Source organism: Verrucomicrobiota bacterium, from assembly GCA_021413925.1.
Classification (GTDB): Bacteria; Verrucomicrobiota; Verrucomicrobiia; order Chthoniobacterales; family UBA6821; genus UBA6821.
The window spans coordinates 208,115-231,115 of sequence record JAIOPL010000006.1 but is presented as its reverse complement, the minus strand read 5'-3'; the positions used below and the strand labels follow the sequence as shown (position 1 = coordinate 231,115).

14 protein-coding genes are annotated in these 23,001 nt (G+C 62.5%); all 14 read left to right on the top strand.

Annotated elements, in window-relative coordinates:
• Positions 1–44 precede the first annotated feature (44 nt).
• The 14 genes from K8R57_04645 (at position 45) to K8R57_04580 (ending at position 22,981) form a co-directional block, all read left to right on the top strand.
• The gene (locus K8R57_04645) at positions 45–1,343 is read left to right on the top strand and encodes an MFS transporter (GenBank protein MCE9587584.1); all 1,299 of its coding nucleotides are present in this window, start codon (positions 45–47) and stop codon (positions 1,341–1,343) included.
• A gap of 8 nt (positions 1,344–1,351) precedes the next feature.
• Positions 1,352–2,245, top strand: a complete 894-nt coding sequence (locus K8R57_04640) for a sialate O-acetylesterase (protein ID MCE9587583.1) — start codon at positions 1,352–1,354, stop codon at positions 2,243–2,245.
• Positions 2,246–2,787: 542 nt separating this feature from the next.
• Complete coding sequence (locus tag K8R57_04635) at positions 2,788–4,533, top strand: alpha-L-fucosidase (GenBank protein MCE9587582.1); 1,746 nt, start codon at positions 2,788–2,790, stop codon at positions 4,531–4,533.
• Between the two features lie 19 nt (positions 4,534–4,552).
• Complete coding sequence (locus K8R57_04630; protein ID MCE9587581.1) at positions 4,553–5,746, top strand: hypothetical protein; 1,194 nt, start codon at positions 4,553–4,555, stop codon at positions 5,744–5,746.
• Positions 5,743–8,493: a family 20 glycosylhydrolase gene (locus K8R57_04625; GenBank protein MCE9587580.1), complete on the top strand. Its 2,751-nt coding sequence runs from the start codon at positions 5,743–5,745 to the stop codon at positions 8,491–8,493. The genes K8R57_04630 and K8R57_04625 overlap by 4 nt, the downstream gene beginning before the upstream one ends.
• On the top strand, positions 8,490–10,976 hold the full coding sequence (locus K8R57_04620) for a glycoside hydrolase family 3 C-terminal domain-containing protein (GenBank protein MCE9587579.1): 2,487 nt from the start codon (positions 8,490–8,492) through the stop codon (positions 10,974–10,976). Before K8R57_04625 ends, K8R57_04620 begins: the two co-directional genes overlap by 4 nt.
• Before the next feature lie 16 nt (positions 10,977–10,992).
• Positions 10,993–11,130 carry a hypothetical protein gene (locus tag K8R57_04615; GenBank protein MCE9587578.1) on the top strand — a complete coding sequence of 46 codons (138 nt, stop codon included), beginning with the start codon at positions 10,993–10,995 and terminating at the stop codon, positions 11,128–11,130.
• Between the two features lie 49 nt (positions 11,131–11,179).
• The gene (locus K8R57_04610) at positions 11,180–12,463 is read left to right on the top strand and encodes an anaerobic sulfatase-maturation protein (GenBank protein ID MCE9587577.1); all 1,284 of its coding nucleotides are present in this window, start codon (positions 11,180–11,182) and stop codon (positions 12,461–12,463) included.
• Positions 12,464–12,496: 33 nt separating this feature from the next.
• Entirely contained in the window at positions 12,497–15,139 is a 2,643-nt protein-coding gene (locus K8R57_04605) for a hypothetical protein (protein MCE9587576.1), read from the top strand.
• Between the two features lie 51 nt (positions 15,140–15,190).
• Positions 15,191–17,854, top strand: a complete 2,664-nt coding sequence (locus K8R57_04600; protein MCE9587575.1) for a hypothetical protein — start codon at positions 15,191–15,193, stop codon at positions 17,852–17,854.
• A 24-nt stretch (positions 17,855–17,878) separates the two neighbouring features.
• Positions 17,879–19,168 carry a hypothetical protein gene (locus tag K8R57_04595; GenBank protein MCE9587574.1) on the top strand — a complete coding sequence of 430 codons (1,290 nt, stop codon included), beginning with the start codon at positions 17,879–17,881 and terminating at the stop codon, positions 19,166–19,168.
• Between the two features lie 120 nt (positions 19,169–19,288).
• Positions 19,289–20,305, top strand: coding sequence for a zinc-binding dehydrogenase (locus K8R57_04590; GenBank protein MCE9587573.1), 1,017 nt, complete (start codon positions 19,289–19,291; stop codon positions 20,303–20,305).
• A gap of 68 nt (positions 20,306–20,373) precedes the next feature.
• A complete protein-coding gene (locus K8R57_04585; GenBank protein ID MCE9587572.1) occupies positions 20,374–21,813 on the top strand; it encodes a sulfatase-like hydrolase/transferase in 1,440 nt (479 codons plus the stop codon).
• Positions 21,814–21,835: 22 nt separating this feature from the next.
• Positions 21,836–22,981: a hypothetical protein gene (locus K8R57_04580; GenBank protein ID MCE9587571.1), complete on the top strand. Its 1,146-nt coding sequence runs from the start codon at positions 21,836–21,838 to the stop codon at positions 22,979–22,981.
• Positions 22,982–23,001: the final 20 nt, after the last annotated feature.

The window sequence follows — 23,001 nt, the reverse complement described above, 5'->3', positions numbered from 1 at the left end:
GCTCCACCCACCGCCGCCCCCTTCGGAGCAGCTCCATCACGACCATGACCGCCCGCCCCTCCATCCCCCTCGAACGCCTCCGTTGGTGCATCCTGGGGTTGTTGTTCTTTTCCACGATCATCAACTATGTGGACCGGCAGGCGCTTTCCGTGTTGCTGCCGATCCTGCGTGGGGAACTCGGGCTGTCGAGTGCCGACTACGGAACCATCACCACGGCGTTCATGCTTGCGTACACCGTGGCGCAGGTCCCGTCCGGCATGTGGTTGGACAAGGTCGGCACGCGTGTCGGGTTCATGGTCTTCGTGGGTTTGTGGTCGGTGTCCGCCATCCTGCACGCCTTCACCCGTGGCGCGTTGAGTCTTGGAGTGTTCCGTTGCCTCCTGGGTTTCAGTGAGGCCGGCAACTGGCCTGCGGGCGGCAAGACCGTCTCGCTGTGGTTCCCGAAGGAACGCCGCGCCTTTGCCATGGCCGTCTTCGACAGCGGTTCGGCGGTCGGCGCGATCGTTGCGCCGCCGGTGGTGGCGCTCCTGGCCCTCAAGTTCGGCTGGCGCGCGGCCTTCATCGTGACAGGCGCCTTGGGGTTGGTCTGGCTGGCGGCCTGGTGGTGGATCTATCGCGAACCCTCCTCCCACCCCTGGCTATCCTCCGGGGACCGCGAACAAGTCATGCGCGAATGCGGCGGGCCACGCCCTGCGGCGGCATCCTTCGGCAGCGCCTGGAGGAAGATCAACGGCCAGCGGACGCTCTGGGGGCTTTTCGTCACCCGCCTCGTCGCCACACCCGTCTGGTGGTTCTATGTCTTCTGGCTGCCGGACTACCTCAGCAAGGGCCGGGGCTTTTCGCTCCAGGAAATCGGGTTTTTCGCCTGGATTCCGTATCTCACGGTGGACCTTGGAAAGATGGTTGGCGGAGCCTTGTCTGACCGCCTGATCGCCCGTGGCCGCGCGACCATCACTGCGCGCAAGTCCGTGATGGTCGGCGGTGCCCTGGCCATGATGGGCGGCCTCTTCGTCGTCAGCGCGCCGAATGCCGCCGCCGCCATCGCCTGGGCCAGTTTCGCGACTTTCGGCTTCGGAATGTGGAGCGCCAACATCCTAGCACTGCATGCCGATGCATTCACTTCCGAAACCATGGGAACGGCCCTGGGAGTCACCGGCACGGGGGCAAGCCTCGGCGGAGCGCTCTTCACCTTCGTGGTCGGCCAGATGGTCGACAAGAGCGGCTACGGCCCTGTCTTCTGGGCCGTCGGCGGCCTCGCCCTGCTCGCCTGTCTCATCCTCCTCTTAGGCGTCGGCCGTGTGGAGCGCCCCGAAACAACCCCGACATCCATCAACAACAAATGAAATCAAACATGATGAAAACAAACACGATGAAATCCCGAATGCAGGGAGCGGCCCTGCTACTGGCCGCAGCAGGTCGTTTTATCAAGGTGGCTCCGTGGGTAACGAGCCTGCCCGTGCTCTTATGCGCATTCGCAGGAACGGCCAAGGCGGAGACGGCGACCCCGCCGGCCAAGGGCATGGATCTGTATCTGCTCGTCGGCCAATCGAACATGGCCGGGCGTGGCAAGGTGGACGAGGAGAGCAAGCAGGTCCACTCCCGGGTCTTCATGCTCAACAAGGAGGGCCAATGGGTGCCGGCCACCGATCCGATGCACTTTGACAAACCCTCGGCCGGTGTCGGCCCGGGTCTCGCGTTTGGCAAGGCCATGGCGGAGTCGGCGCCGGAGGCCCGGATCGGGCTCATCCCCTGCGCCGTTGGGGGAACACCGCTCAAACTGTGGTCTCCGGGAGTGCAGGATCCAAATACAAAAGCGTTTCCTTACGACGATACGCTTCGTCGGGTTCAACTCGCGCTCAAGGATGGTTCGTTGAAGGGGATCATCTGGCATCAGGGCGAATCGGATCGGCCGGCCACCGATTTTTCGCGCAAGCAGTATGTCGCGAAGTTCACGGACTTCATCGCCCGGTTGCGCCAGGATCTGAATGCCCCGCAAGTGCCGTTTGTCGCGGGCGAACTGCCCCAACTCGATGAGAAGTTCCTCGAAGTCAACCAGCGGTTCAATGAACTGTTGCAGGGGCTTGGGTCAACCGTCTCCAACTATGCCTGCGTTTCGGCGAAGGATTTGACCGATGGGGGCGACAAGTTGCACCTGGACGCCAACTCCGCCCGCATCTTCGGTAAGCGCTACGCCGAGGCGATGCTTCGTTTGCTGAAGGGGCCCCAGACTGCTCCCGGCAACTGAACTGAACCACACGGAAAACCCGGAAAAAATAAGGGCTCTTCGCTATTTTGAGTGGGTAATTTGAGGAGGAATCCTGAACAGTCACCTCAACACCGGGCACCGGGGGGGGCTTAACGGGAAAGTGAAAGGTAGCGATGAGGAAATATCACCACGGAGCCCTTGGTCCCGAGGAGGATCCGAGGGGGCAAGAGTGAAGAGTAGTAACCGGCATGGGCTCTGCATCGCAGAGCAGGATTGCCTGTGGGCTCACCCTCGCAAGCTAGCTTGCAGATGAGCAGGGGAATGTTCCTCGCTGATAAAATCCGCCAACTTGGCATCATGACCATCCCTCATATTTCCTCCGCGCCTTGCGCCTCTGCGCGAGATAATTTCGACAGGACAGTAATGAATGTTCTTAATCAACCAAAACACTAAAGCACACCATGAACGCAAACCCCCTGAAACTGAAATCCCGCCTGCCGTTGCTGGGCCTGACACCGCAGCCTGACAAGGCGTTCGTGGAAATATTTCAAAAGATCGTCAAAGGCCGGCAATAGCAGATAATGGTCGCCATGAATACGACTCCATCGACCGCCGACACGACCCGCGACGCGCGCATGCGCTGGTGGCATGAGGCCCGCTTCGGCATGTTCGTCCACTGGGGGCTTTATTCCCAGTTGGGGCAATACGAATGGGCGATGAACCTCGACCGCATTCCGGTTTCGGAATACGAGCCGTTGGCTGATTCCTGGCAACCCAAGCCCGGCGCCGCCCGTGAATGGGCGGCCCTGGCTAAAGCGGCCGGCATGAAATACATGGTGCTCACCACCAAGCACCACGAGGGGTTCTGCCTCTGGGATACCCGGCAGACCGAGTATAACGCCGTGAAGCGCGGCCCGAAACGCGACCTGATCCGCGAATATGTCGAGGCCTGCCGCGAGTTCGGCCTCAAGGTCGGGTTCTACTATTCCCTCATGGACTGGCATCATCCCGACGGCCACGAGTGCCAGCGCGATGAGGCCGCCCGCCGCCGGTTTCTGGATTTCACCCAAGGGTGTCTGCGCGAGCTGATGTCGAATTACGGCGAGATCAGCATCCTCTGGTATGATGTCGGCTGGCCTCTGGACACGCCGGAACGCTGGGAGAGCGCAAGAATGAACGGCATGGTGCGCGATCTCCAGCCGGGCATCATCATCAACGACCGCGCGCTTTTGCCGGAGGATTTCACGACGCCGGAGGGGCATATCACAGCGGCTCCGGAAGGCCGCGCCTGGGAAGCCTGCATGTGCACGCATCCTGGTTGGGGCTGGCGGGACGCGCCCGCCGAGGACTGGGTCTCGGCCCGCAGCGTGATCGGCATGCTGGCCAAGTGTGCCGGCGGCGGCGGCAACCTGCTGCTCAACATCGGGCCGAAACCCGACGGCACTGTGGGCCCTCTGGCGGTTCAAACCCTGCGCCAGGTCGGCCACTGGCTGGAGCGTCACGGCGAGGCGGTTTACGCGGCCAGCGACCGCGTCGAGCGGCTGGGCAATGTGATGGATCCCAATGGCGACTGGACGCACAAAGGCAACACCTATTACCACTGGATCCGCTTCTGGCGGGGGGGCAACCACACTATCGGCCGGCTCCGCGGCGAACTGCTCCACGCCGAGATCGTCGCCACCGAGCAGCCCCTGCGCTTCACCCAGGAACGCGACCGCCTGATCCTCCACGACCTGCCGGCCACCTGTCCCGATCCCGTGGCGGCGATCGCGGTGCTGCGCCTCACCTTCCGGCAAGCGCCGGTGCAGGTCTGGCACGGCCTCGGATGCGAGTATATGGAGGGGTTCGAAGCAACCGACGAGGCGTGCTCCTCCTACCTCACAAGGTGGGAGGTGTCTGCCCCCGTGGCCCGGCCCGCCGCCGGTGTGACGGCCTGTGAGCCGCCTGCGGCGCAAACCGCGTGGACCGAGCTGGCCCAGGCGGACGGGTTCGTCAATGTGCACGACCGCTATCCCGAAGCCGATGGCGTCGTTTATCTCCGAACCCGCGTGCGGGCCGGGAAGACGGCGGCGTGGAATCTCCTGCTTGGCCACGATGGCGGAGTGCGGCTCTTCCTCGACGGCCGGCCCATCCATGCGGATCCCGAGCAGAAAAACCCGGCCATCCCGACACGCTCCCGGATCCCGGTGCAGCTTGCGGCGGGCGAGCACGAACTCATGGCAGCCTTCGACCTCAACAGCGGCCGGGGGTGGGGGATCTACCTGCGCTTCGCAGCGCCGGCGGGAACGACCAAGCCCGGTGAAGTTCCGCAATTTCCCATCTGGTGAGACCGGACAGGACTCTTCCATGACGCGTTTACAGCAACTTTCACAGCCGGTGGCCATCGCGATGTGGGATTTCAGCTGGCTGCTGCGCCATCATCGCACGGGTGAATTCGAGGATTGGGATCGGGTGCTGGCCGGCCTCTGCGAACGCGGCTACAACGCCGTCCGGATCGATGCCTTCCCGCATCTTACGGCGGAACCGGTTGTCGGCACGCCAGCGCCGGAGGAGTATCTCTGCCGCAAGGAATTCCGGGGCGCCGATACCTGGGGAAACCGCTACTCAACGCGCATCCACCCGCGCGCGGCGCTGCTCGAGTTCCTAGGTCGCTGCCGCGCCCACGGCGTCGCTGTGGGACTGTCAACATGGTGGCTGGGGCACGGCATCGAGCGGCAGGATCCCCTGGCCGGGCCGGATGATTTCGTGCGCGCCTGGGACGAGTCGCTGCAGGTGATCGAGCGCCACGGCCTGATGGATGTGCTGCTTTATGTGGACATCCTCAACGAGTATCCCCGCTGGCATGGCTGGAACTGGTTTCATGAGCAGGTCCGGCAACGGGATCAGGCGGCGCAGAAGCCGGCCGATCCCGATCAGGCGCACATCTGGCAGGCGACCCAGACGACCGACAGTTCGGCGCGGCGGTTCTACCGCGACTTCGCCTCGGAGGTTCTGGAGCGGCTGAACGCCCGCTGGCCCGGCCTCGGGTTCTTCGCGTCGCTGAGCTACGACACGCAGCCCGAGGCGGAGCTCGATCTCGCGAAGTTCGGTGCGCTCGACTACCACGTCTGGATGACACACTGTCCCGGCTTCGGCGAAACCACCGGCTATTTCGACAGGATTCACCCGTTGGCCGAAGATTCGCATTTCGAGGAGTTCGTCGCCCGGCGCAACGCCTACTGGGCGGAGCACCGGGACGAGATGATCCGCTGGATGGACGGCCAGATCGGCGCCATCGCCGAGGCCGGGCGCCGGCATGGCATCCCCTGCGGGAATACCGAAGGCTGGGGGGAGATCAACCTGATCGACCACCCGTTCCTGGACTGGGACTGGGTCAAGGAATGCGGCAGCATCTGCGTGGACCTGGCCCTCAAGCACGGATACCGCTTCATCTGCACTTCGAACTTCACGCACCCGCAGTTCCCCGGTGTCTGGAATGATGTTGCGTGGCACCGCGAACTGACCAACCGCATTCGTGACGAGAGAGTGAACATCCAATGAACATCCATCCTCGTCTGCTGCCCCAGCCCCGATCCCTGACATCACGCGACGGCATCTTCCCTCTGCCCGCCGCCGGCGTGATCGGCATCGGTGACGCGAGCCTTTATCCGATCGCGACGGAACTGCAGTCCCTGTTCCCGGGGTTCGCCGTAAATGTGAGTTACCCGGGCAGTCACGACACCGTCTCCGTGGCCCTGCGCGATGGTCTGCATCGCGATGGCTACCGGCTCGGCATCACCCCTGCCGGCATCCGCATCGAGGCCGGCGCGGTCAGCGGCGCGTTTTACGCTGTCCAGACCCTGCGCCAGCTCGTGGAACAGGCGGTGGAGGGCGCGCTGCCCTGCTTGGAGATCGAGGACTGGCCGGACTTCGAGGACCGCGGCGTTTACTATGATGTGACCCGTGGCCGCGTGCCGAAACCGGACCAGCTTCTGCAACTGGCCGACCAGCTCAGCCGCTGCAAGATCAACCAGCTCCAGCTCTATATCGAGCACACCTTCGCGTTCCGGGGCCACCCGGAGATCGGCAAGGAGGCCTCGCCGCTGACGGCCGGGGATATCCTGAAACTCGACGCCCATTGCCGGGCGCGGCACATCGAGTTGGTGCCGTCGCTGGCCTCCTTCGGCCATCTCGCCACCGTGCTGCGGCACCCGCAATACCACCACATCGCCGAGGACCTGGGCGTGGGCAAATACATCGATCCGGACGCGTCGCCGGGCTTCGCGCTGCACGCCTGGACGCTTTCGCCGGCCAACCCGGAGAGCTATGCTTTTCTGGACAGTCTCTTTGCCGAGTTCCTGCCGCTCTTCACCAGCCAACGCTTCAACGCCTGCTGCGATGAAGTCTACGACCTCGGCTGGGGCCAGTCCTATGAACTCTGCAAACAGCGCGGCAAGGGGCGGGTCTATCTCGACCACATCGCGAAGGTCGCCGAGTTGGCTCGGAAATACGGCAAGCGGATGATGTTCTGGGGCGACATCATCCGGCATCACCCGGAGCTGGTTCCCGACATCCCCAAGGACCTGACCGTGCTCGATTGGGCCTACGGTCACAACCACAAGTTCGAGACCATCGCCGACTTCCAACGCGCCGGGCTGGAGTTCTACGCCTGCCCGGGCACCAACTCCTGGAACGCGCTCTTCCCCCGGCTTCCCGAGGCCTGCGCCAACATCGCCGGGTTCGCGGCCGCCGGCAGGAAGCATGGCGCCCGTGGGCTGCTCAACACCGACTGGGGCGACGGCGGCCATTACAACTTCATGGAATACTCCTGGCATGGCTATTTGTTCGGCGCCGAGCAGGCGTGGAACACCGGCGCCGATCAGGAGAGCTTCACCCGCCGCTTCGTGTCGCGGTTCATCGGCCGGGACGACGCCGACCTTGCATCGGCGCTGGACGAACTGGGCGAGATCTCATTCCGCTCCCTCGCCCATGGCAACAACAGCATCTGGCAGACGATATTCTTCGCCCTGCCGGACGATCCGGCCTTTTCCGAGGCCCAATCGACGGGCGGTATCATGGTCCGCGACGGCAAGATCGTCACGGGGTCCTTCCGGATCGATGCCGAAATGGGGCGTTCGGTCCTGCCCCGCGTGGAACACATCCGGGCCGTCTTTGCCGACCGCTGTGGCGCCCCCGGCGTTGACCCGCTCGGTGTGCTTCCTTACTGGCTCTTCGCCGCCGACACCATGGTTCTGGCGGCGCGCAAACTCGCCGCCTTCGGGCTGGGCGGGCAGGCCGACAAGGCGGAGCGCACCGCCATCACCAAGGCGATGCGCGATCTGCGCCGTCGCTTCGAGCGCCTGTGGCGGGCTCGCAACCGCCCCTCGGAAATCGGCGTCACCCTGGCGCGCTACGACCATGCCATCCGCGGCGTTTCCGTGCGCGCGGCCCTGATCGAGACGGGGCCGAACCGGGTGCGCCTCACGGTCACCAATTCCGGGGCGCGCCCGGCCTCGGGAGCCGTCACGCTGCGCGTCACCCCGGCGGAGTCCGTCCGGATAACCGGTGGCGCGGAGTTGAATTTTGCCCGTTTGCGGCCGGGATCCTCGCGGAGCGCGGAGTTCACCCTCGAGGTCAGCGGCCAACCGGCCATGGTCACGGTGAAGGCCTCCGGCTCCGGGGACGAGATCCACGGCGCTTCACTGACCCTCTACAGCGATCGTGACTGGACGATTCCCGCGCTGTCCGCCTGCCCGCCCGATCTTGCGGCGCTGCCCGCCATGCTGGCCGGTGCCGGGCCCCGCACGGCCCGGCTGGCCGACGGGCCGGTGGCGGAAGCGCGCGTGGCGCCGGCCGGCGACAAGCTGGCGGTGGTCGTCACCGTCCACGATGTCTCCGTGCGGCGGGGTGATCCGGTCTGGCGCGGTTCCTGTTTTGAGCTTTTCGGTTGTGCCGGAGCCGGCAAGGCGATCGGCCAGGTCTTCCTGGCGCCGCCGACCGCGGAAGCGCCCGCCGCCGCCTTCAAGCTGATGGATGGAGCGATCGTGCCGGCCCCGGAGATTGCCGTGGCGGGAGTCGCCACCGGGCCGGAAGGCTACACGCTGGCCGCCCTCGTGCCGCTGGCGCTCCTGGAGATTCCCATTGGGGCGAAGGAATTCCGGTTGGAAGGGGTGGCCACGGCGCAAACGGCGGGCCGGAGCGAGCATCGCCGCGCATCGCTCTTTTACGCCACGGACAACGCCTGCAGCGACAGCGCGGGATTCGGGATCATTCATGTCAGACCCTCCGGATCAGGAAGTATTTTATGAAGAGTAATCATCCGCATTTCACGCCGCCCTCGGCAGCCATTGAGCAACGGATCACCGGCATTCTCGCCAAGTTGACGCTGGAGGAGAAGATCGACCTACTGGGCGGCAAGGTGTGCGCCGCCCAAGAAGGCGGGACCCATGGCAACGAGAGGGCCGGAATCCCTGCGTTGCGCTTTGCCGACGCCTCGGTCGGAATTCACTGGTGGACCGACCGTTCGACGACCTATCCGGCCACCATCGCCCTGGCGGCGACCTGGGATCGCGACCTGGCCTACCGGGCCGGGGCGGCGCTCGGCCGCGACGCGCGGGCCCGCGGCGTCCATGTCGTGCTCGGACCCGGCGTGAACATTTACCGGTCGGCCCTCTGCGGCCGCAACTTTGAATACCTGGGAGAGGATCCCTGCCTGGCTTCAGCCGGCGGATGCGCCTTCATCCGGGGTCTGCAGGACCAGGGGGTGGCGGCCACGGTGAAGCATCTCGCCGTCAATTTCCAAGAGTATGACCGGCATCACACCAGCTCCGATGTGGACGAGCGCACGCTGCGCGAGGTCTATCTGCCCGCCTTTCAGGCGGCCGTCGAGGACGCAGGATCGGCCACGGTGATGGCCTCCTATAACCTCATCAACGGAGTCCATGCCTCGGAGCATGACTGGCTGATCCGGCAACTGCTCAAGGGTGAATGGGGTTTCGATGGGTTGTTGATGAGCGACTGGATCTCCACCTACAGCGCCGTCAATTCCGCCAATGCCGGGCTGGACCTGGAGATGCCGACGGCGCTCTGGCTGACGCGCGAACACCTCCTCCCCGCTGTGAGCAACGGGCTGGTGGATGTCCCGGTCATTGATGACAAGATCCGCCGGTTGTTGCGCCTGATGATCTGTTTCGGCTGGATGGATCACCCTCAGCAGGACGACTCGATTCCGCTGGAAGATCCGGCGACGGCGGCGGTCTCTTTGGAAATCGCAAGGCGCGGCTGTGTGCTGCTGAAAAACGAGGGCGGCCACCTTCCGCTCGAACCGGGCAAGGCGGGCAAGATCCTGCTGGTCGGCCCCCACGCCGCCCTCACGCCCGTCGGCGGCGGGGGCTCCGCCCTCAACAACTCCTGGCGCCGGATCAGCATCCTCGACGGCATGCGCCAAATCTACGGCGAGGAGAATGTCGCCCATGTCACGGGGATTCAGCCCGACGACAGCGCCGCGGCTTTCAAATCCTCGCGCTTCCTGACCCCGGAAGGCGAACCCGGCCTGAAGGCCGAGTATTTCAACGGCTTGAGCTGGCTGGGAGAGCCTGTGCTCACCCGGATCGAACCGCGGTTGGAGCAGCGCTGGGGCACCGGGCCGATAGCCGATGATATCGATGCCGGCGCCTTCACGGTGCGCTGGACAGGGATCGTCCGTCCGGAGCGGACCGGGCCGCATGTCTTCTACCAGTGGTTCGACGGTTTCTTCCGGGTCAGCGTCGACGGGCAGGCGCTCTTCGACATCATGGACGGGGCAAACATCAATCCGGCCAAGGTCATCCTCCACCTCGAGGCGGGACGCGATTATCCGATCGAAGTCCTCTACCGCCGGATGCGGCAGGGCAACGGTGCGGCGGTGGGCTGGGCGTTCCACTCGGGCGAGGTCTTCCGTGCGGAGGCGCTGAGTCTGGCGCGCGAGGCCGGGCATGTCATTTTCTGCGGCGGCTTTTCCGAGATCACCGAGGGGGAAAGCTTCGACCGGCCGTTTGCCATGCCGGAGGATCATGAATCGCTCCTGCTGGACCTGGTGGACCTGCGGAAGGATGTGACCGTCGTGCTGACGGCGGGTGGCAATGTGGATATGCGGCGCTGGATCGAGCGGGTTCCGGCGATCCTGCATGCCTGGTATCCGGGGCAGGAAGGCGGCACCGCCGTGGCGGAGATCCTGGCCGGACTGGTGAACCCCTCCGGGCGGCTTCCCGCCACCTTCGAGCGGGTGCCCGAGGATCGCTCCTCCTTCGGCTGTTACCACGATGCGGACGGCGACAAGCGCGTCTTGCTGAGCGATGGCGTCTTTACCGGTTACCGCCACCATGATCGCACGGGCGTGGCGCCGCTTTTCCCGTTCGGCTTCGGGCTCAGTTACACCACCTTTGCCTACGAAAACCTGGTGCTCCCGGAGCAGGTGACCGACGGCCAACCCTTGACCGTGCGCTTCGATGTGGTGAACACCGGGGGGCGCGCCGGCATCGAGACCGCGCAGCTTTATCTCGGCGATGTGGCGGCCTCCGTGCCCCGGCCGCTGAAGGAGTTGAAGGGGTTTGCAACCGTGTCCCTGGAACCGGGCGAACGCCGGACGCTGGAGATCGTCCTGACCAAGCGCGATCTTCAATTTTTCTGCCCCAGTCGCCGCACCTGGGTGGCCGAACCGGGCGAGTTCACCGTCCAGGTCGGGGCCTCGGCCGCGGATATTCGGCTGACGGGACGGTTTCAATACCTGGAACTAGAAAGAGGAACCAAGTAGAACGAAGAAACCGAACATGCGACCCAATTTCGTCATCATCATGTGTGACCAGCAGCTCCGGTATCTCGACCGCGTCCAGGATTCCCTCCGCGGCGATTGCTGGGCGGGGCGCCCTTGGCGGACCAACCCGCCGATCCACTTCACCATCGCTTGAACACGCCGAAACACAGCCGGACCTGCCGATCATGACACAGGGAGCAGTCATGGAGAAAGCCATCCGGCGCGGTCCGGCCGGGACCCCGGCGGCAAGGCCGTTTCACATCATGACGAAGCCGATCGGGCCGATCTGCAATCTCGATTGCGAATACTGCTTCTACCTCGAGAAGGAAAAACTTTTCCCCTCCAACGAGAATTTCAAGATGGGGGACGATGTCCTGGAGGCTTACATCTCCGGGTATATCGCCTCGCAGAACACGCCGGAGGTGACCTTCGCCTGGCAGGGCGGGGAGCCGACGCTGCTCGGGCTCGATTATTTCCGCCGCATCGTGGGGCTGCAAAAAAAGCACGGGGGCGGAAGGGTCATCCGCAACGCGATCCAGACCAACGGAACCCTTCTCGACGACGACTGGTGCGCCTTTCTGAAGACCGAGGGTTTTCTGGTCGGCCTGAGCGTGGACGGCCCGGCGCACCTGCACGATGTCTACCGTGTGGACAAGAAAAAGCGGCCCACATTCAAGCTCGTCATGAACGGCCTGCGCCTTTTGAAAAAACACGGTGTGGAATTCAACACGCTCACCGTGGTCAACGCCAGCAACTCGAAGCATCCGCTGGAGGTGTACCGTTTCCTCAAGGAGATCGGCAGCGGGTTCATCCAGTTCATCCCGCTGGTCGAGCGGAAGGCGGATGCGCTGGCGTCCGAGGCGGGACTCGATCTGGGCGCGCCGACGGACGGCGCCGTGGCCGGGTCGCCGGTCACTTCGTGGAGCGTTCCATCCCGCCGTTACGGCGAGTTCCTCTGCGCGATCTTCGACGAATGGGTGCGCCGCGATGTGGGAAAGGTCTTCGTGCAGATCTTCGATGTGACGCTCGGGAACTGGGTCGGGGCGGGATCGGGCCTGTGCGTTTTTTCCGAGAAATGCGGATCCGCGCTCGCCTTGGAGCACAACGGCGACCTCTACTCGTGCGACCATTATGTTTACCCGCAATACAGGCTCGGCAACCTGCTCAACCGCTCCCTCGGGGAGATGGTGAATTCGCCGCAGCAGATCAAATTCGGCAACGACAAATCCGACACCCTTCCGCGCTATTGCCGCGAGTGCGAAGTGCGCTTCGCGTGTCACGGCGAGTGTCCGAAACACCGCTTCATCAGCACCCCGGACGGCGAGCCCGGGCTCAACTACCTCTGCGCCTCCTATAAACTGTTCTTCAACCATGTCGCCCCGCACATGAACACCATGGGGGAGTTGCTCCGGAGGCGCCGACCACCGGCCCAAATCATGGAAATCCTCGCACGATACGACTCGTCAAAGGCCGCCGATCGCGCGTAAATGAACCTTCAACCTGAACTCGGAAAGCACACCATGAACACAAAACCCCTGAAACTGAAATCCCGCCTGCTTGGGCTTGCCTTGACCCTGCTGGCGGGGGTCGCAACGCTGGGCGCGGCGGAACCGGCCGCCAAGCCGTCGGCACCCGATGTGAAGATCGATTTCACCGACAAGGGGGAACTCTCCATCACACTCGATGGCCAGGTGATCAGCCAGCCCACCAAGACGCTCGAACCTACCGTTCGCTTCCGCGATCCGGAAGCCAAGCTGTCGATCTGGGGGGCTGATGACAAGACCTACCCGGTGGACAAGGCCGATCTCAAACCGCAGAGCACCTCGTATGACGCGGCCAAGCGTCAATTGACCCAGACATTCGCCTGGGGTGAGGTCGTCCGGACCTATCAAGTGGTTCCCGAAGGGGTGAATATCGAGGTGACGGTGCGGAACAACTCGTCCAAGACACTCGCCCAATTCGATCAACGGCTCTTCACCCTGAAGATGCCGGGAAACACCGGTCCGGCGACCACCACCGAAGCGCTCTATTTCGGGCAGGCTGCACCCGCTGCAAAAGGTGACACGCTGAGCGGCCCGGTCGCACTTCCTCTGGTGGGGGAGGCGGGTTACTCCGATGGTCGCGGCAAGGACTCGCGGGCCGTTGTGGCGACGACTCCCGAGACCAAGAAGCATCTGAAGCTCAACTGGGAGACCGACACATGGGTCGAACCGTGGAACCGAAAGGAAAGGGCCAAAAAGAAACTTACCGGCTACGCGGTGAATGATCCGGTGGCCATGGACCTGGCGCTCCGCCAACTGGAAGAGGAGCGCGCCGAAAAGGGTGAGACCTGGTGGCTGACCCTGAGCGTCGGCGGCGACCGCCAGCTCTATCACGACCGCTACGCCTCGCGCCCGATCGCCCCCGGCGGCAGCGACACCTACACGGTCTGGCTGCGCTTCGGCAATGCCAGCGATCCGATGGCCCCGGCCAAGGAGGCGCTCCAAGGCTATGCCAAGGCGCACCCGATGCTCTTCAAGTGGGATGACCGCCGCCCGATCATTCCGACGATGATCGGGGACAAATTCCCGTACCATGAACCGGAGGGGCCGGAGTTGAAGAAGCCGGCGGTCGGCCCCCGCGCGGAAGAGGTGCGCAAACTGATGCTTGATCATGCCGACCAGTTGATCGCCCAGATGAAGAAGGTCAACGCCCAGGGCGTGATCGTCTGGAACATCGAGGGGAACGGACCTTCTTACCTTCAGTATGTCGGCGATCCGCACATGGTCGAATACATGTGCCCCGAGGCGGACGCGGTCGCGGACGAGTTTTTCAAAAAGATCCGCGATGCCGGGTTCAAGGTGGGCGTCTGCCTGCGGCCCTCGGTGATCGCGGTGAAGGAGCAAAAGAACGCTGAGTTTGCTGACAAGCACGATCTCAAGAACCCATTTGTGTTTTTCCACGATTACCCGCATCCCAAGCGACCCCCGGCGGACATCCTGGCCGAGAAAGTGGAATACGCGAAGAAGCGTTGGGGTTGCACCCTGTTCTATGTGGATACCAACGACGGGGCGGGATTCTGGCCCAATACCGACGAGGAAAAGGCCGCCTGGCCGAAGGAAAAAGATGGCAAGCTGAAGTGGTATCACGAACTGCTCAACGAGGATGTCTGGGCCGAGGTGCTCAGGCGGCATCCCGATGTGCTCTTCACCATCGAGCATACGCCGCTCATCCAATACACGGTCAGTGCCCCGTATGATGAATGGCAAACTCCCCGTGACGGCACTCCGCCGGTGGTCCGTGCCACCTGGCCGGATGCCTTCAAGTGTCTGGTCATCAAGGAGCCGAAAGACCACTGGAAAGTGGCGGCGAGGGTCGAGAAGGGCGATGTGCTCGCAGGCCAGGGTGAATCTTTGGAACTCCTGAGCATGCTGGGCGACCTCCTGAAAGCCGGGCCGCCCAAGGAACTCGCCGGCATGACGCCAGAGCAGGTGCTTGCGGTCGCCACCGATCCCGCGGCTGCGGAACCGATGCGTTTCTTCGCCGCGAAGCAGTTGTGCGCGGGCGAACCGGACGCCGCCGTCATCGAGAAGCTGCTGAAAGGCAAAGACCCTCTCGTGCAACTGCTCGCCATGGAGTCGCTCAAGACCCGCGATCAGATCAAGGCGCAACTTCCCATTCTGACAAAGCTTAAGGGCGGCCAGTATGGATTCTTCGGCGGACCGCTCCGTGATGCGGTCAAGCGGGGCGGCCCGGAGGTTCTTGGCGATCTGGTCGACTTCGCCCGCAGCACCCCGGCGTCTTTTACAGGCATTATGGAAATGTTATCCGTGACGCCCGGCAACGCCGCCACTCAGCAGTTGGTGACCCTGATGACCGACACCACCCTCCCGGATCCTCAGCGTCTCAAAGCCGCAGGGGTCTTGGGCTGGCGCAAGGATGCGACCAAGGAGCAAAAGGACGCGGCCCTGGCGTATCTCCTGCCAAAGCTCAACGAAGCGAAAGGCCGCTCCGGCGTGGCTGAGATCATTCAACAGCGTTATTCCTACCCGCATGGACTCTGGCACAATGATCCGCGCGTCCTCGAGGCAGCCAAGGCCGCGCTTGCCGCCGAGCAGGCTCAGCCGGAGCCTGACAAGGCACTCATCGCCGTGCTCGAAAAGATCATCAAAGGCCAGCATTAGGCCGCCGATCGGGTGTAAATGATCCTTCAGCCTGAACTCGGAAAGCACACCATGGACACAAAACCCCTGAAACTGAAATCCCGCCTGCTTGGGCTTGCCCTGACCCTGCTGGCGGGGGTCGCAACGCTGGTCGCGGCGGAACCGGCCGCCAAGCCGACGGCACCCGATGTGAAGATCGATTTCACCGACAAGGGGGAACTCTCCATCACACTCGACGGCCAGGTGATCAGCCAGCCCACCAAGTCGCTCGACCCTACCGTTCGCTTCCGCGATCCGGAAGCCAAGCTGTCGATCTGGGGGGCTGATGACAAGACCTACCCGGTGGACAAGGCCGATCTCAAACTGCAGAGCACCTCGTATGATGCGGCCAAGCGGCAATTGACCCAGACATTCGCCTGGGGTGAGGTCGTCCGGACCTATCAAGTGGTTCCCGAAGGGGTGAATATCGAGGTGACGGTGCGGAATACCTCACCCAAGACACTCGCCCAATTCGATCAACGGCTCTTCACCCTGAAGATGCCGGGCAACACCGGTCCGGCGACCACCACCGAAGCGGTCTTTTTTGGTCAGGCTGCACCCGCTGCAAAAGGCGACACGCTGAGCGGCCCGGTCGCCCTGCCACTGGTGGGGCAGGCAGGTTACTCCGATGGTCGCGGCAAGGACTCGCGGGCCGTTGTGGCGACGACTCCCGAGACCAAGCGGCAACTGAAACTGAGCTGGGAGACCGACACATGGGTCGAGCCTTGGAACCGCAAGGATGCGGCCAAAAAGAAACTTACCGGCTACGCGGTGAATGATCCGGTGGCCATGGATCTGGCGCTCCGCCAACTCGAAGAGGAGCGCGCCGAAAAGGGTGAGACCTGGTGGCTGACCCTGAGCGTCGGCGGCGACCGCCTGCTCTATCACGACCGCTATGCCTCGCGCCCGATCGCTCCAGGCGGAAGCGACACCTACACGGTCTGGCTGCGCTTCGGCAATGCCAGCGATCCGCTCGCCCCGGCCAAGGAGGCGCTCCAAGGCTACGCCAAGGCTCACCCGATGCTCTTCAAGTGGGATGATCGGCGGCCGATCGTCGCCACCATGATTGGAGACAAATTCCCGTTCCATGAACCGGAGGGTCTGGAGTTGAAGAAGCCAGCGGTCGGCCCACGCGCCGAGGAGATTCGCAAACTGATGCTTGATCACGCCGACCGGTTGATCGCCCAGATGAAGAAGATCAACGCCCAGGGGATGATCGTCTGGAACATCGAGGGTGATGTGCCGCCTTACCTCAAGTATGCGGGCGACCCGCACATGGTCGAATCCATGTGCCCCGAGGCGGATGCTGTCGCGGACGAGTTTTTCAAGAAATTTCGCGACGCCGGGTTCAAGGTGGGCGTCTGCCTGCGGCCCTCGGTGATCGCGGTCAAGGAGGAAAAGGACGCCGCTTTTTCCGATCAGCAGAATCTGAAGAGCAAATTTTCGTATTTCCACGATTACCCGCATCCCAAGCGACCCCCGGCGGACATCCTCAGCGAGAAGGTGGAATACGCGAAGAAACGGTGGGGTTGCAACCTGTTCTATGTGGACACCAACGACGGGGCGGGGTTCTGGCCCAAGACCGATGAGGAGAAGGCCGCCTGGCCGAAGAATGCCGACGGCACTCCGAAGTGGTATCACGCGCTGCTCAACGAGGATGTGTGGGCCGAGGTGCTCAGGCGGCATCCCGATGTGCTGTTCACGATCGAACACACGCCGCTGATCCAATACACGGTCAACGCTCCCTTCGACGGTCTGAGCGGACCGCTTGACGGCACACCACCGGTGGTCAAGGCGACCTGGCCCGATGCCTTCAAATGCCTCACCACGATTGGCGGCGGAGCGCTCAAGGATTTCTGGCGCTGGGTGGAACAGGCAAGGAATGGCGACATCATACTATGCGGGGGCGGGGAGGAGTTCATTGAAAGGGCTGTCGCCGTGAGCACGATGCTGCAAGCCGGGCCGCCGAAGGAACTCGACGGCATGACGCCGGAGCAGTTGCTTGCGGTCGCCCTCGATCCCGCAGCCGCGGAACCGATGCGCTTCTTCGCCGCCAAACAGGTGTGCGAGGGCAAGCCTGATGCCGCCTCGATCGACAAGCTGTTGGCGGCCAAGGGCAATCTTGTGCCGATGCTCGCTCTCGACTCCCTGACCACGCCGGAGAGTGTCGCGGCGCATGTGGGTCAGTTCACCCGCCTGCCGAAGTATGTTCCACAATATGGCCCATGGACGGCTCCTGTGAGCGGTGCCATGCGCCGTGGCGGTCCGGCCGCCGTGAGCGCGCTGGTCGAGCATATCAAGAAGACTCCTGCCGACGCCCGTGTGGGAATCGACATCCTGTTCGACACTCCGGGAAAAAATGCCGACGAGGCGCTGCTTGCGATCATGAACGACGCAACACTTCCGGATGAGCAACGCTTCCAGGCCGCCGGTCTTCTCGGGTGGCGCACAAATGCCGGGGTGCCGGCCAAGGATGCGGTGCTGGCGTATCTCCTCCCGTTGCTGAACGATGCCAAGATGCGCCGGGGTGCGGCAACCGCTCTTCACCCGAGATATGTCTACCAGCACGGCCTCTGGTGGAAGGAGCCGCGCGTCCTTGAGGCCGCCAAGGCCGCGCTGGCCGCCGAGCAGGCGCAGCCGGAGCCTGACAAGGCATTCATTGCCGTGCTCGAAAAGATCGTCAAAGGCCAGCCATAGGGCTTGGCTAAAACTTCAATCAGGATGCGAAAGAAAAACACCAGTGTTCAGAAACCGCAAGCGGCAGGCCGGTCGGTACCGGACACGCTGCCGGCCGATTTTCTGGTTCTGGCCTGGATCGGGCCGGGCGGCGACCAGATCACGCCGAAGACCATGGGGGATCTGGCCGCAGGCGGTTTCAACGCCTCGCTCTCGGAACTTTCGCCCGGCAGGATGCTCGGGCAACTCGACATCGCGCAGGCCGCCGGAGTGCGGATCATCATGGGCTGCCCCGGCATGCGGGTCGGGGAGGGCGAGGTCACCGACGATTGGAAGGCGCGGATGAAGGCGGTCATCGAAGAGGTGCGGCACCATCCCGCGCTGCTGGGCTATTACATCTCGGACGAACCGAAGATCAACCTGATGGAGGATATCGCCAAGGCCTTCGCTTTTTTCCGCGAGCATGATCCGGAACATCTCTGCTACTGCAACCACTGGACCACCAACATGAGCTGGTCCGGTTACTGCAGTTACGAGGAGATGTGGGATCACTTCGGGGAGACCTGCGCCCCGGAATTCGTCAGCTCGGATTACTACCCCTTCAGCATTGTCTCCGAGGAGGAGTGGTTGGCCAACCGCGACAGCAATCCCTACTACTATCCCCGCCACAAGGCCCGCCTTGCGGTTCAGTTCTTCGAGATGCTCGATGTGCTGCGCCAGTATTCCCGAAGCTGGCAGGTGCCTCTCTGGATGTGCAACTACGGCACTTACCAGTATTCGCGGGAGACACGCGACGGCGAAATGCTCTTTCAGGTGATGGTGAACCTGGCTTACGGCGCGCGCGGCATCCAATACTTCACCTACTCCTACAACAACATGATGATCGATCCGCCGGATTGGACGCCCAATGAGAATTGGCAGGCCGCCCGCCGGATCAACCGCGTGTTGCAGGCCTGGGGGCCTACCTTGATGACGCTGCGCAGCATCGGGGTCTACCACTATCCGCCCAACCTCACCGGCACACGGTCGCTTGACCAGTGCATCCTCGGCAATCCCAGCGATCTCTTTGCCCGTGGCGACGCCGTCGTGGTGGGTCAGTTTGTGGACGACAGCGGTTGGGAATACGCCCTCATCGTCAACCGCACCCCTTTCGAGCCCTCGCACACCGCATTCCACTTCGGCACGGACAGTGCGGTGGAGGAGTTGAGTCCTGACTCGGGGCAGTGGGTCAATCCCAATCCCTACGGCCGATTCGATCCGCGAAAGATGCCCCTGGACTTCCAGCCCGGCCAGGGCCGCCTCTTCCGCTACAAACGCGAAATCCGTATCACCTGAAAACAGGAAGTTATCGACACGAAATAATCATCACTGCAAGATCCGTAGCCGTTGCCGACGCGCGGCATCGATTGTCTCACGGAATCCGAATCCAAAACCCAAAAAATCACAGCATAAAACATGAAAGCCGTCGTTGTTCAAAAAGCCGGGGAAATTGCCGTTCTCGATCTGCCCGAACCCCCGATGGGTGATTACGAAGCCCGCTGCGAGATCCTTTGCGGATCAGTCTGCGCGGGCACGGACACCCATCTCGTCCAGGGTCATCCCCCTTTCTGTTATTGGTTGAGCATGCCTTTCATCCTGGGACACGAGAGTGTCGGACGCGTCGTGGAAACGGGAGCCAAGGTTCGCCATCTCAAGGCGGGGGATGTGATCACCCGCGTCGGATGCCCGGCAACCGGCGGGGTGACAAACGGGTGGGGTGGTTTTGCCGAGATGGGAATTGCCACGGATTGGCGCGCCATGAAGGAGGACGGACTGGACGGATGGCAGGATAAAACGGTCCAGCAAGTCCTTCCGGAGGATGTGTCCCCGGCGGTCGGGACGCTTTTCATCACATGGCGCGAGACGCTGAGCTATCTGACACGCATGGGAGTTCGCAAGGAGAGCTCCGTTCTCATCCTCGGATCCGGCGGGAACGGACTCGCGTTCGCCTCGCACGCCATCAATCTCGGCGCCACACGGGTCGCCATGCTTGGGGCCGCCAACCGTGAATCCGATGCCAAACTCGCCGGTGTCACCCACTATGTCGACTACCGCGCGGAAAACCCCTGGGCGCAGGTCATGGAGGCATCGCCCGAAGGCTTCGATTTCGTCATCGATGCCCTTGGCAAGGCCGATCTGGTCTCTTCCGGTCAGGGTTGTCTCAAGGAGGGAGGCACCATCGGGATCTACGGCTTGGATGAGGCCGGTAAAATCCATCTCACTCCCGGCAAGACATTCACCTTCTACGGGGGTGGATACGATGAGGCGGAAGCCCATGAGGCCGTGCTCGCCCATTTCCGCGCCGGGCGCCTGAAACCCGAAGTCTGGACCGATGCCAGCAAGACATTTTCATTGGATAACATCGCCGAGGCCTTCACCGCGCTGGCCAACCGCGAACTCATCAAGCCACTCGTCAAGATCGCCAAAGCCTAGCGCAGGGTGGGGGGCTTTCGCGACGAGAGCCTCCAATCCATCCGGTAATCGGGCACGATTCTCGATTCATGAGCCGATCCAAACCGAACATCCTCTTCATCCTTTCCGACCAGCACCGGCGGGATGCCGCCGGCTGTTACGGGCATCCCGTCGTGAAGACTCCGAACCTCGACCGGCTTGCGGCCTCGGGGACGCGGTTCACGCGCACCTACGCCGAGGCGCCTATCTGCGGGCCCTCCCGGTCGGCGCTCATCACCGGCCGGCATGTGCACAACTGCGGGGCATACACCCACAGGCACATGGGCGAGGACATGGGGCTGCCGACCATGGCGAGCATCTTCCGCGAGGCAGGCTATGTCACCGGCGCCTTCGGCAAGGTCCATGCCGCCGGCGAATCCGATACCAACGACATCGGCTTCGACGAGCGTGCCCTAGAGATCTACACGCCGATGCAGAGCGACTACCAGCGCACCGTCGGGCTGGAGAAGTTTTGGGAGTATTGCAGCTACCTACCGCATTATAAGCCGCACCCCGATGCCAAGGAGCGGAATGGTTACAATCCGAAAAATGAACCGATCCAGCTGGAGGAGGAGTTCATTCTCGACCGGCTTACCGCCGAGCGCTCGATCGAGTTTTTGAAGCAGCACAGGGAAGAGCCCTTTTTTCTTTGGGTCGGATTGGAAAAACCGCACAACGAGATGTATGCGCCCAAGCGCTTCCACGACATGTATGATCCGGCCCGCATCGAGTTGCCCGGCAATCTCTACAACAGCCGCGACCGCCTGCCGGACACCATCTACGACAATCCGATCTTCCCGATCAACACGCCGGGCACCTACACCGACGACGAGATCCGCAATTGCATGGCAGCCTACTTTGCCAATGTGAGCTACATGGACGAGCAGCTCGGCCGCATTCTGGACGCGCTGAAGGAGCAGGGACTCGACGAAAACACCATCGTCGTCTATGCCAGCGACCACGGCGAGAACCTCTTCAGTCACCAAATGGTGCAGAAGCAGTGCTTCTTTGAAACCGCTGTGGGAGTGCCCATGATCTGCCGCATTACCGGCGTCACGGAACCCGGAAGCATTCGCCATCAACTCACCACCCTCCTCGATCTCCTGCCAACATTCTGCGACGCCTGCGGCATTGAGGCACCGGCCGGGCTGGACGGCAAATCCCTTCTTCCCGTCCTTCGTGCCAATTCACCGCTACGCGATGCGGTTTTCAGCGAGTTTTACGAATTTGGCACCGCCGAGCGCATGGTGCGTTGCGACCGATGGAAATATGTTCACAGTGAGGGCGATCTCCATCAGCTCTACGATCTGGAAAATGACCCCGACGAAAATGTCAACCTCATCGACCATCCGGACTATCAGGCCATCTGCGCGGAACTCGACGCGCTGGTGTGCCGCGACTGGGCCAAGCCCGATATGACCGGTATTCCGAAGCCGCGCGGCGACACACGCATCGGCCAAAAATCCCATCGACCCCCCGAGGTTCGCTGATAAAATAAAAAACAACTGAAAAATGAACAAAATCCACAGAACATCGACACTCCTCGCCAGCCTTGCGGCGGTTGTTTTCACGGCAAACTTTGCCCACGCGCAAGATGCGCCCTTGCCGGACTTCGTCAAAAAAGTGCAATTCCAAAACTGCGGTGGGCTCGAGCCCAACCAGGATGGCAAGGGCGTGCGCCTCTACCGCGTCCCGAAATCCGTAAGGGATCACCTCACAGAGGGCAAAAATCCTGACGGCGAAGGGCAGACCGGTGCCGATCTCATGATGAAAGCCCGGCACTGCGAAATCCGCTTTGTCGTGAAAGATGGGGAAAAAAAAGAAAATGTGAAGTTGTATTTCCAATCCCCGAAGCCAGTGGCTGTCACCATCTACTGGGGGGATATTTTCTCCTCCGGTGGGATGGATACCGGCACTGGAAAGCCGCTTGGGCTGTCGGGCCATGGTCTGCTCTATCAGCACATGGGAGACATTCCGAGACTTCGCTTTGCCAATAATGTCTGCCGGGTGATCGTGGATGGAGCAGATGTGAACCTCCTCGGGATTGACGGGGATGTGCGCCCCCCGACGCCGGAGGAACTGGCCCCCGTGATGATGACCTATGGAACCTCGATCACATCGGGTAAAGTGGCAACCCGGGCGGATTTGCAGTGGAATTCCCTCACCGCAAGAGCCTTGGGGTATGATCTGGTGAACCTGGGATCGAGTGGCACGGCCTTTTGCGAAAAAGAAATGGCCGATTACATCGCGGCGCAACCCTGGGATCTCTGCACGCTGGAAATCTCGGTGAATATGGTTGCCGGTTTCACGGTGGAGGAGTTTCGCAAGCGCGCTACCTACATGATCGACACTCTGGCCAAGAGCCATCCGAAGGCCCCCATCTTTTGCATCAGCATCTTTCCCTGGAGCGCAGGGGATTTATCGAAAAGCGGAAAGCAGGCCGAGAACACCAAAGCGTTCCGCGAGGCTCTCAAGGAAATCTGCGAGTCCAGTGGTCACAAAAATGTCCACTATGTCCACGGGCCCGACCTGCTGAGCTTCACAGGACTTGCTAACGACCTGCTGCATCCTTCAGACCAAGGCATGATCGAAATCTCTCAAAAGCTCACTCCCAAGATCCAGGAGGTCCTGAAGTCCTCACCAAGCCCCGCCAAGTAATGCCATGAAAGGAACAAAGA

Bases quoted from the DNA above. Each gene is read 5' to 3' on its own strand.
- K8R57_04645 (MCE9587584.1), top strand. From the start codon at position 45: ATGACCGCCCGCCCCTCCATCCCCCTCGAACGCCTCCGTTGGTGCATC.
- K8R57_04640 (MCE9587583.1), top strand. From the start codon at position 1,352: ATGATGAAAACAAACACGATGAAATCCCGAATGCAGGGAGCGGCCCTG.
- K8R57_04635 (MCE9587582.1), top strand. From the start codon at position 2,788: ATGGTCGCCATGAATACGACTCCATCGACCGCCGACACGACCCGCGAC.
- K8R57_04630 (MCE9587581.1), top strand. From the start codon at position 4,553: ATGACGCGTTTACAGCAACTTTCACAGCCGGTGGCCATCGCGATGTGG.
- K8R57_04625 (MCE9587580.1), top strand. From the start codon at position 5,743: ATGAACATCCATCCTCGTCTGCTGCCCCAGCCCCGATCCCTGACATCA.
- K8R57_04620 (MCE9587579.1), top strand. From the start codon at position 8,490: ATGAAGAGTAATCATCCGCATTTCACGCCGCCCTCGGCAGCCATTGAG.
- K8R57_04615 (MCE9587578.1), top strand. From the start codon at position 10,993: ATGCGACCCAATTTCGTCATCATCATGTGTGACCAGCAGCTCCGGTAT.
- K8R57_04610 (MCE9587577.1), top strand. From the start codon at position 11,180: ATGGAGAAAGCCATCCGGCGCGGTCCGGCCGGGACCCCGGCGGCAAGG.
- K8R57_04605 (MCE9587576.1), top strand. From the start codon at position 12,497: ATGAACACAAAACCCCTGAAACTGAAATCCCGCCTGCTTGGGCTTGCC.
- K8R57_04600 (MCE9587575.1), top strand. From the start codon at position 15,191: ATGGACACAAAACCCCTGAAACTGAAATCCCGCCTGCTTGGGCTTGCC.
- K8R57_04595 (MCE9587574.1), top strand. From the start codon at position 17,879: ATGCGAAAGAAAAACACCAGTGTTCAGAAACCGCAAGCGGCAGGCCGG.
- K8R57_04590 (MCE9587573.1), top strand. From the start codon at position 19,289: ATGAAAGCCGTCGTTGTTCAAAAAGCCGGGGAAATTGCCGTTCTCGAT.
- K8R57_04585 (MCE9587572.1), top strand. From the start codon at position 20,374: ATGAGCCGATCCAAACCGAACATCCTCTTCATCCTTTCCGACCAGCAC.
- K8R57_04580 (MCE9587571.1), top strand. From the start codon at position 21,836: ATGAACAAAATCCACAGAACATCGACACTCCTCGCCAGCCTTGCGGCG.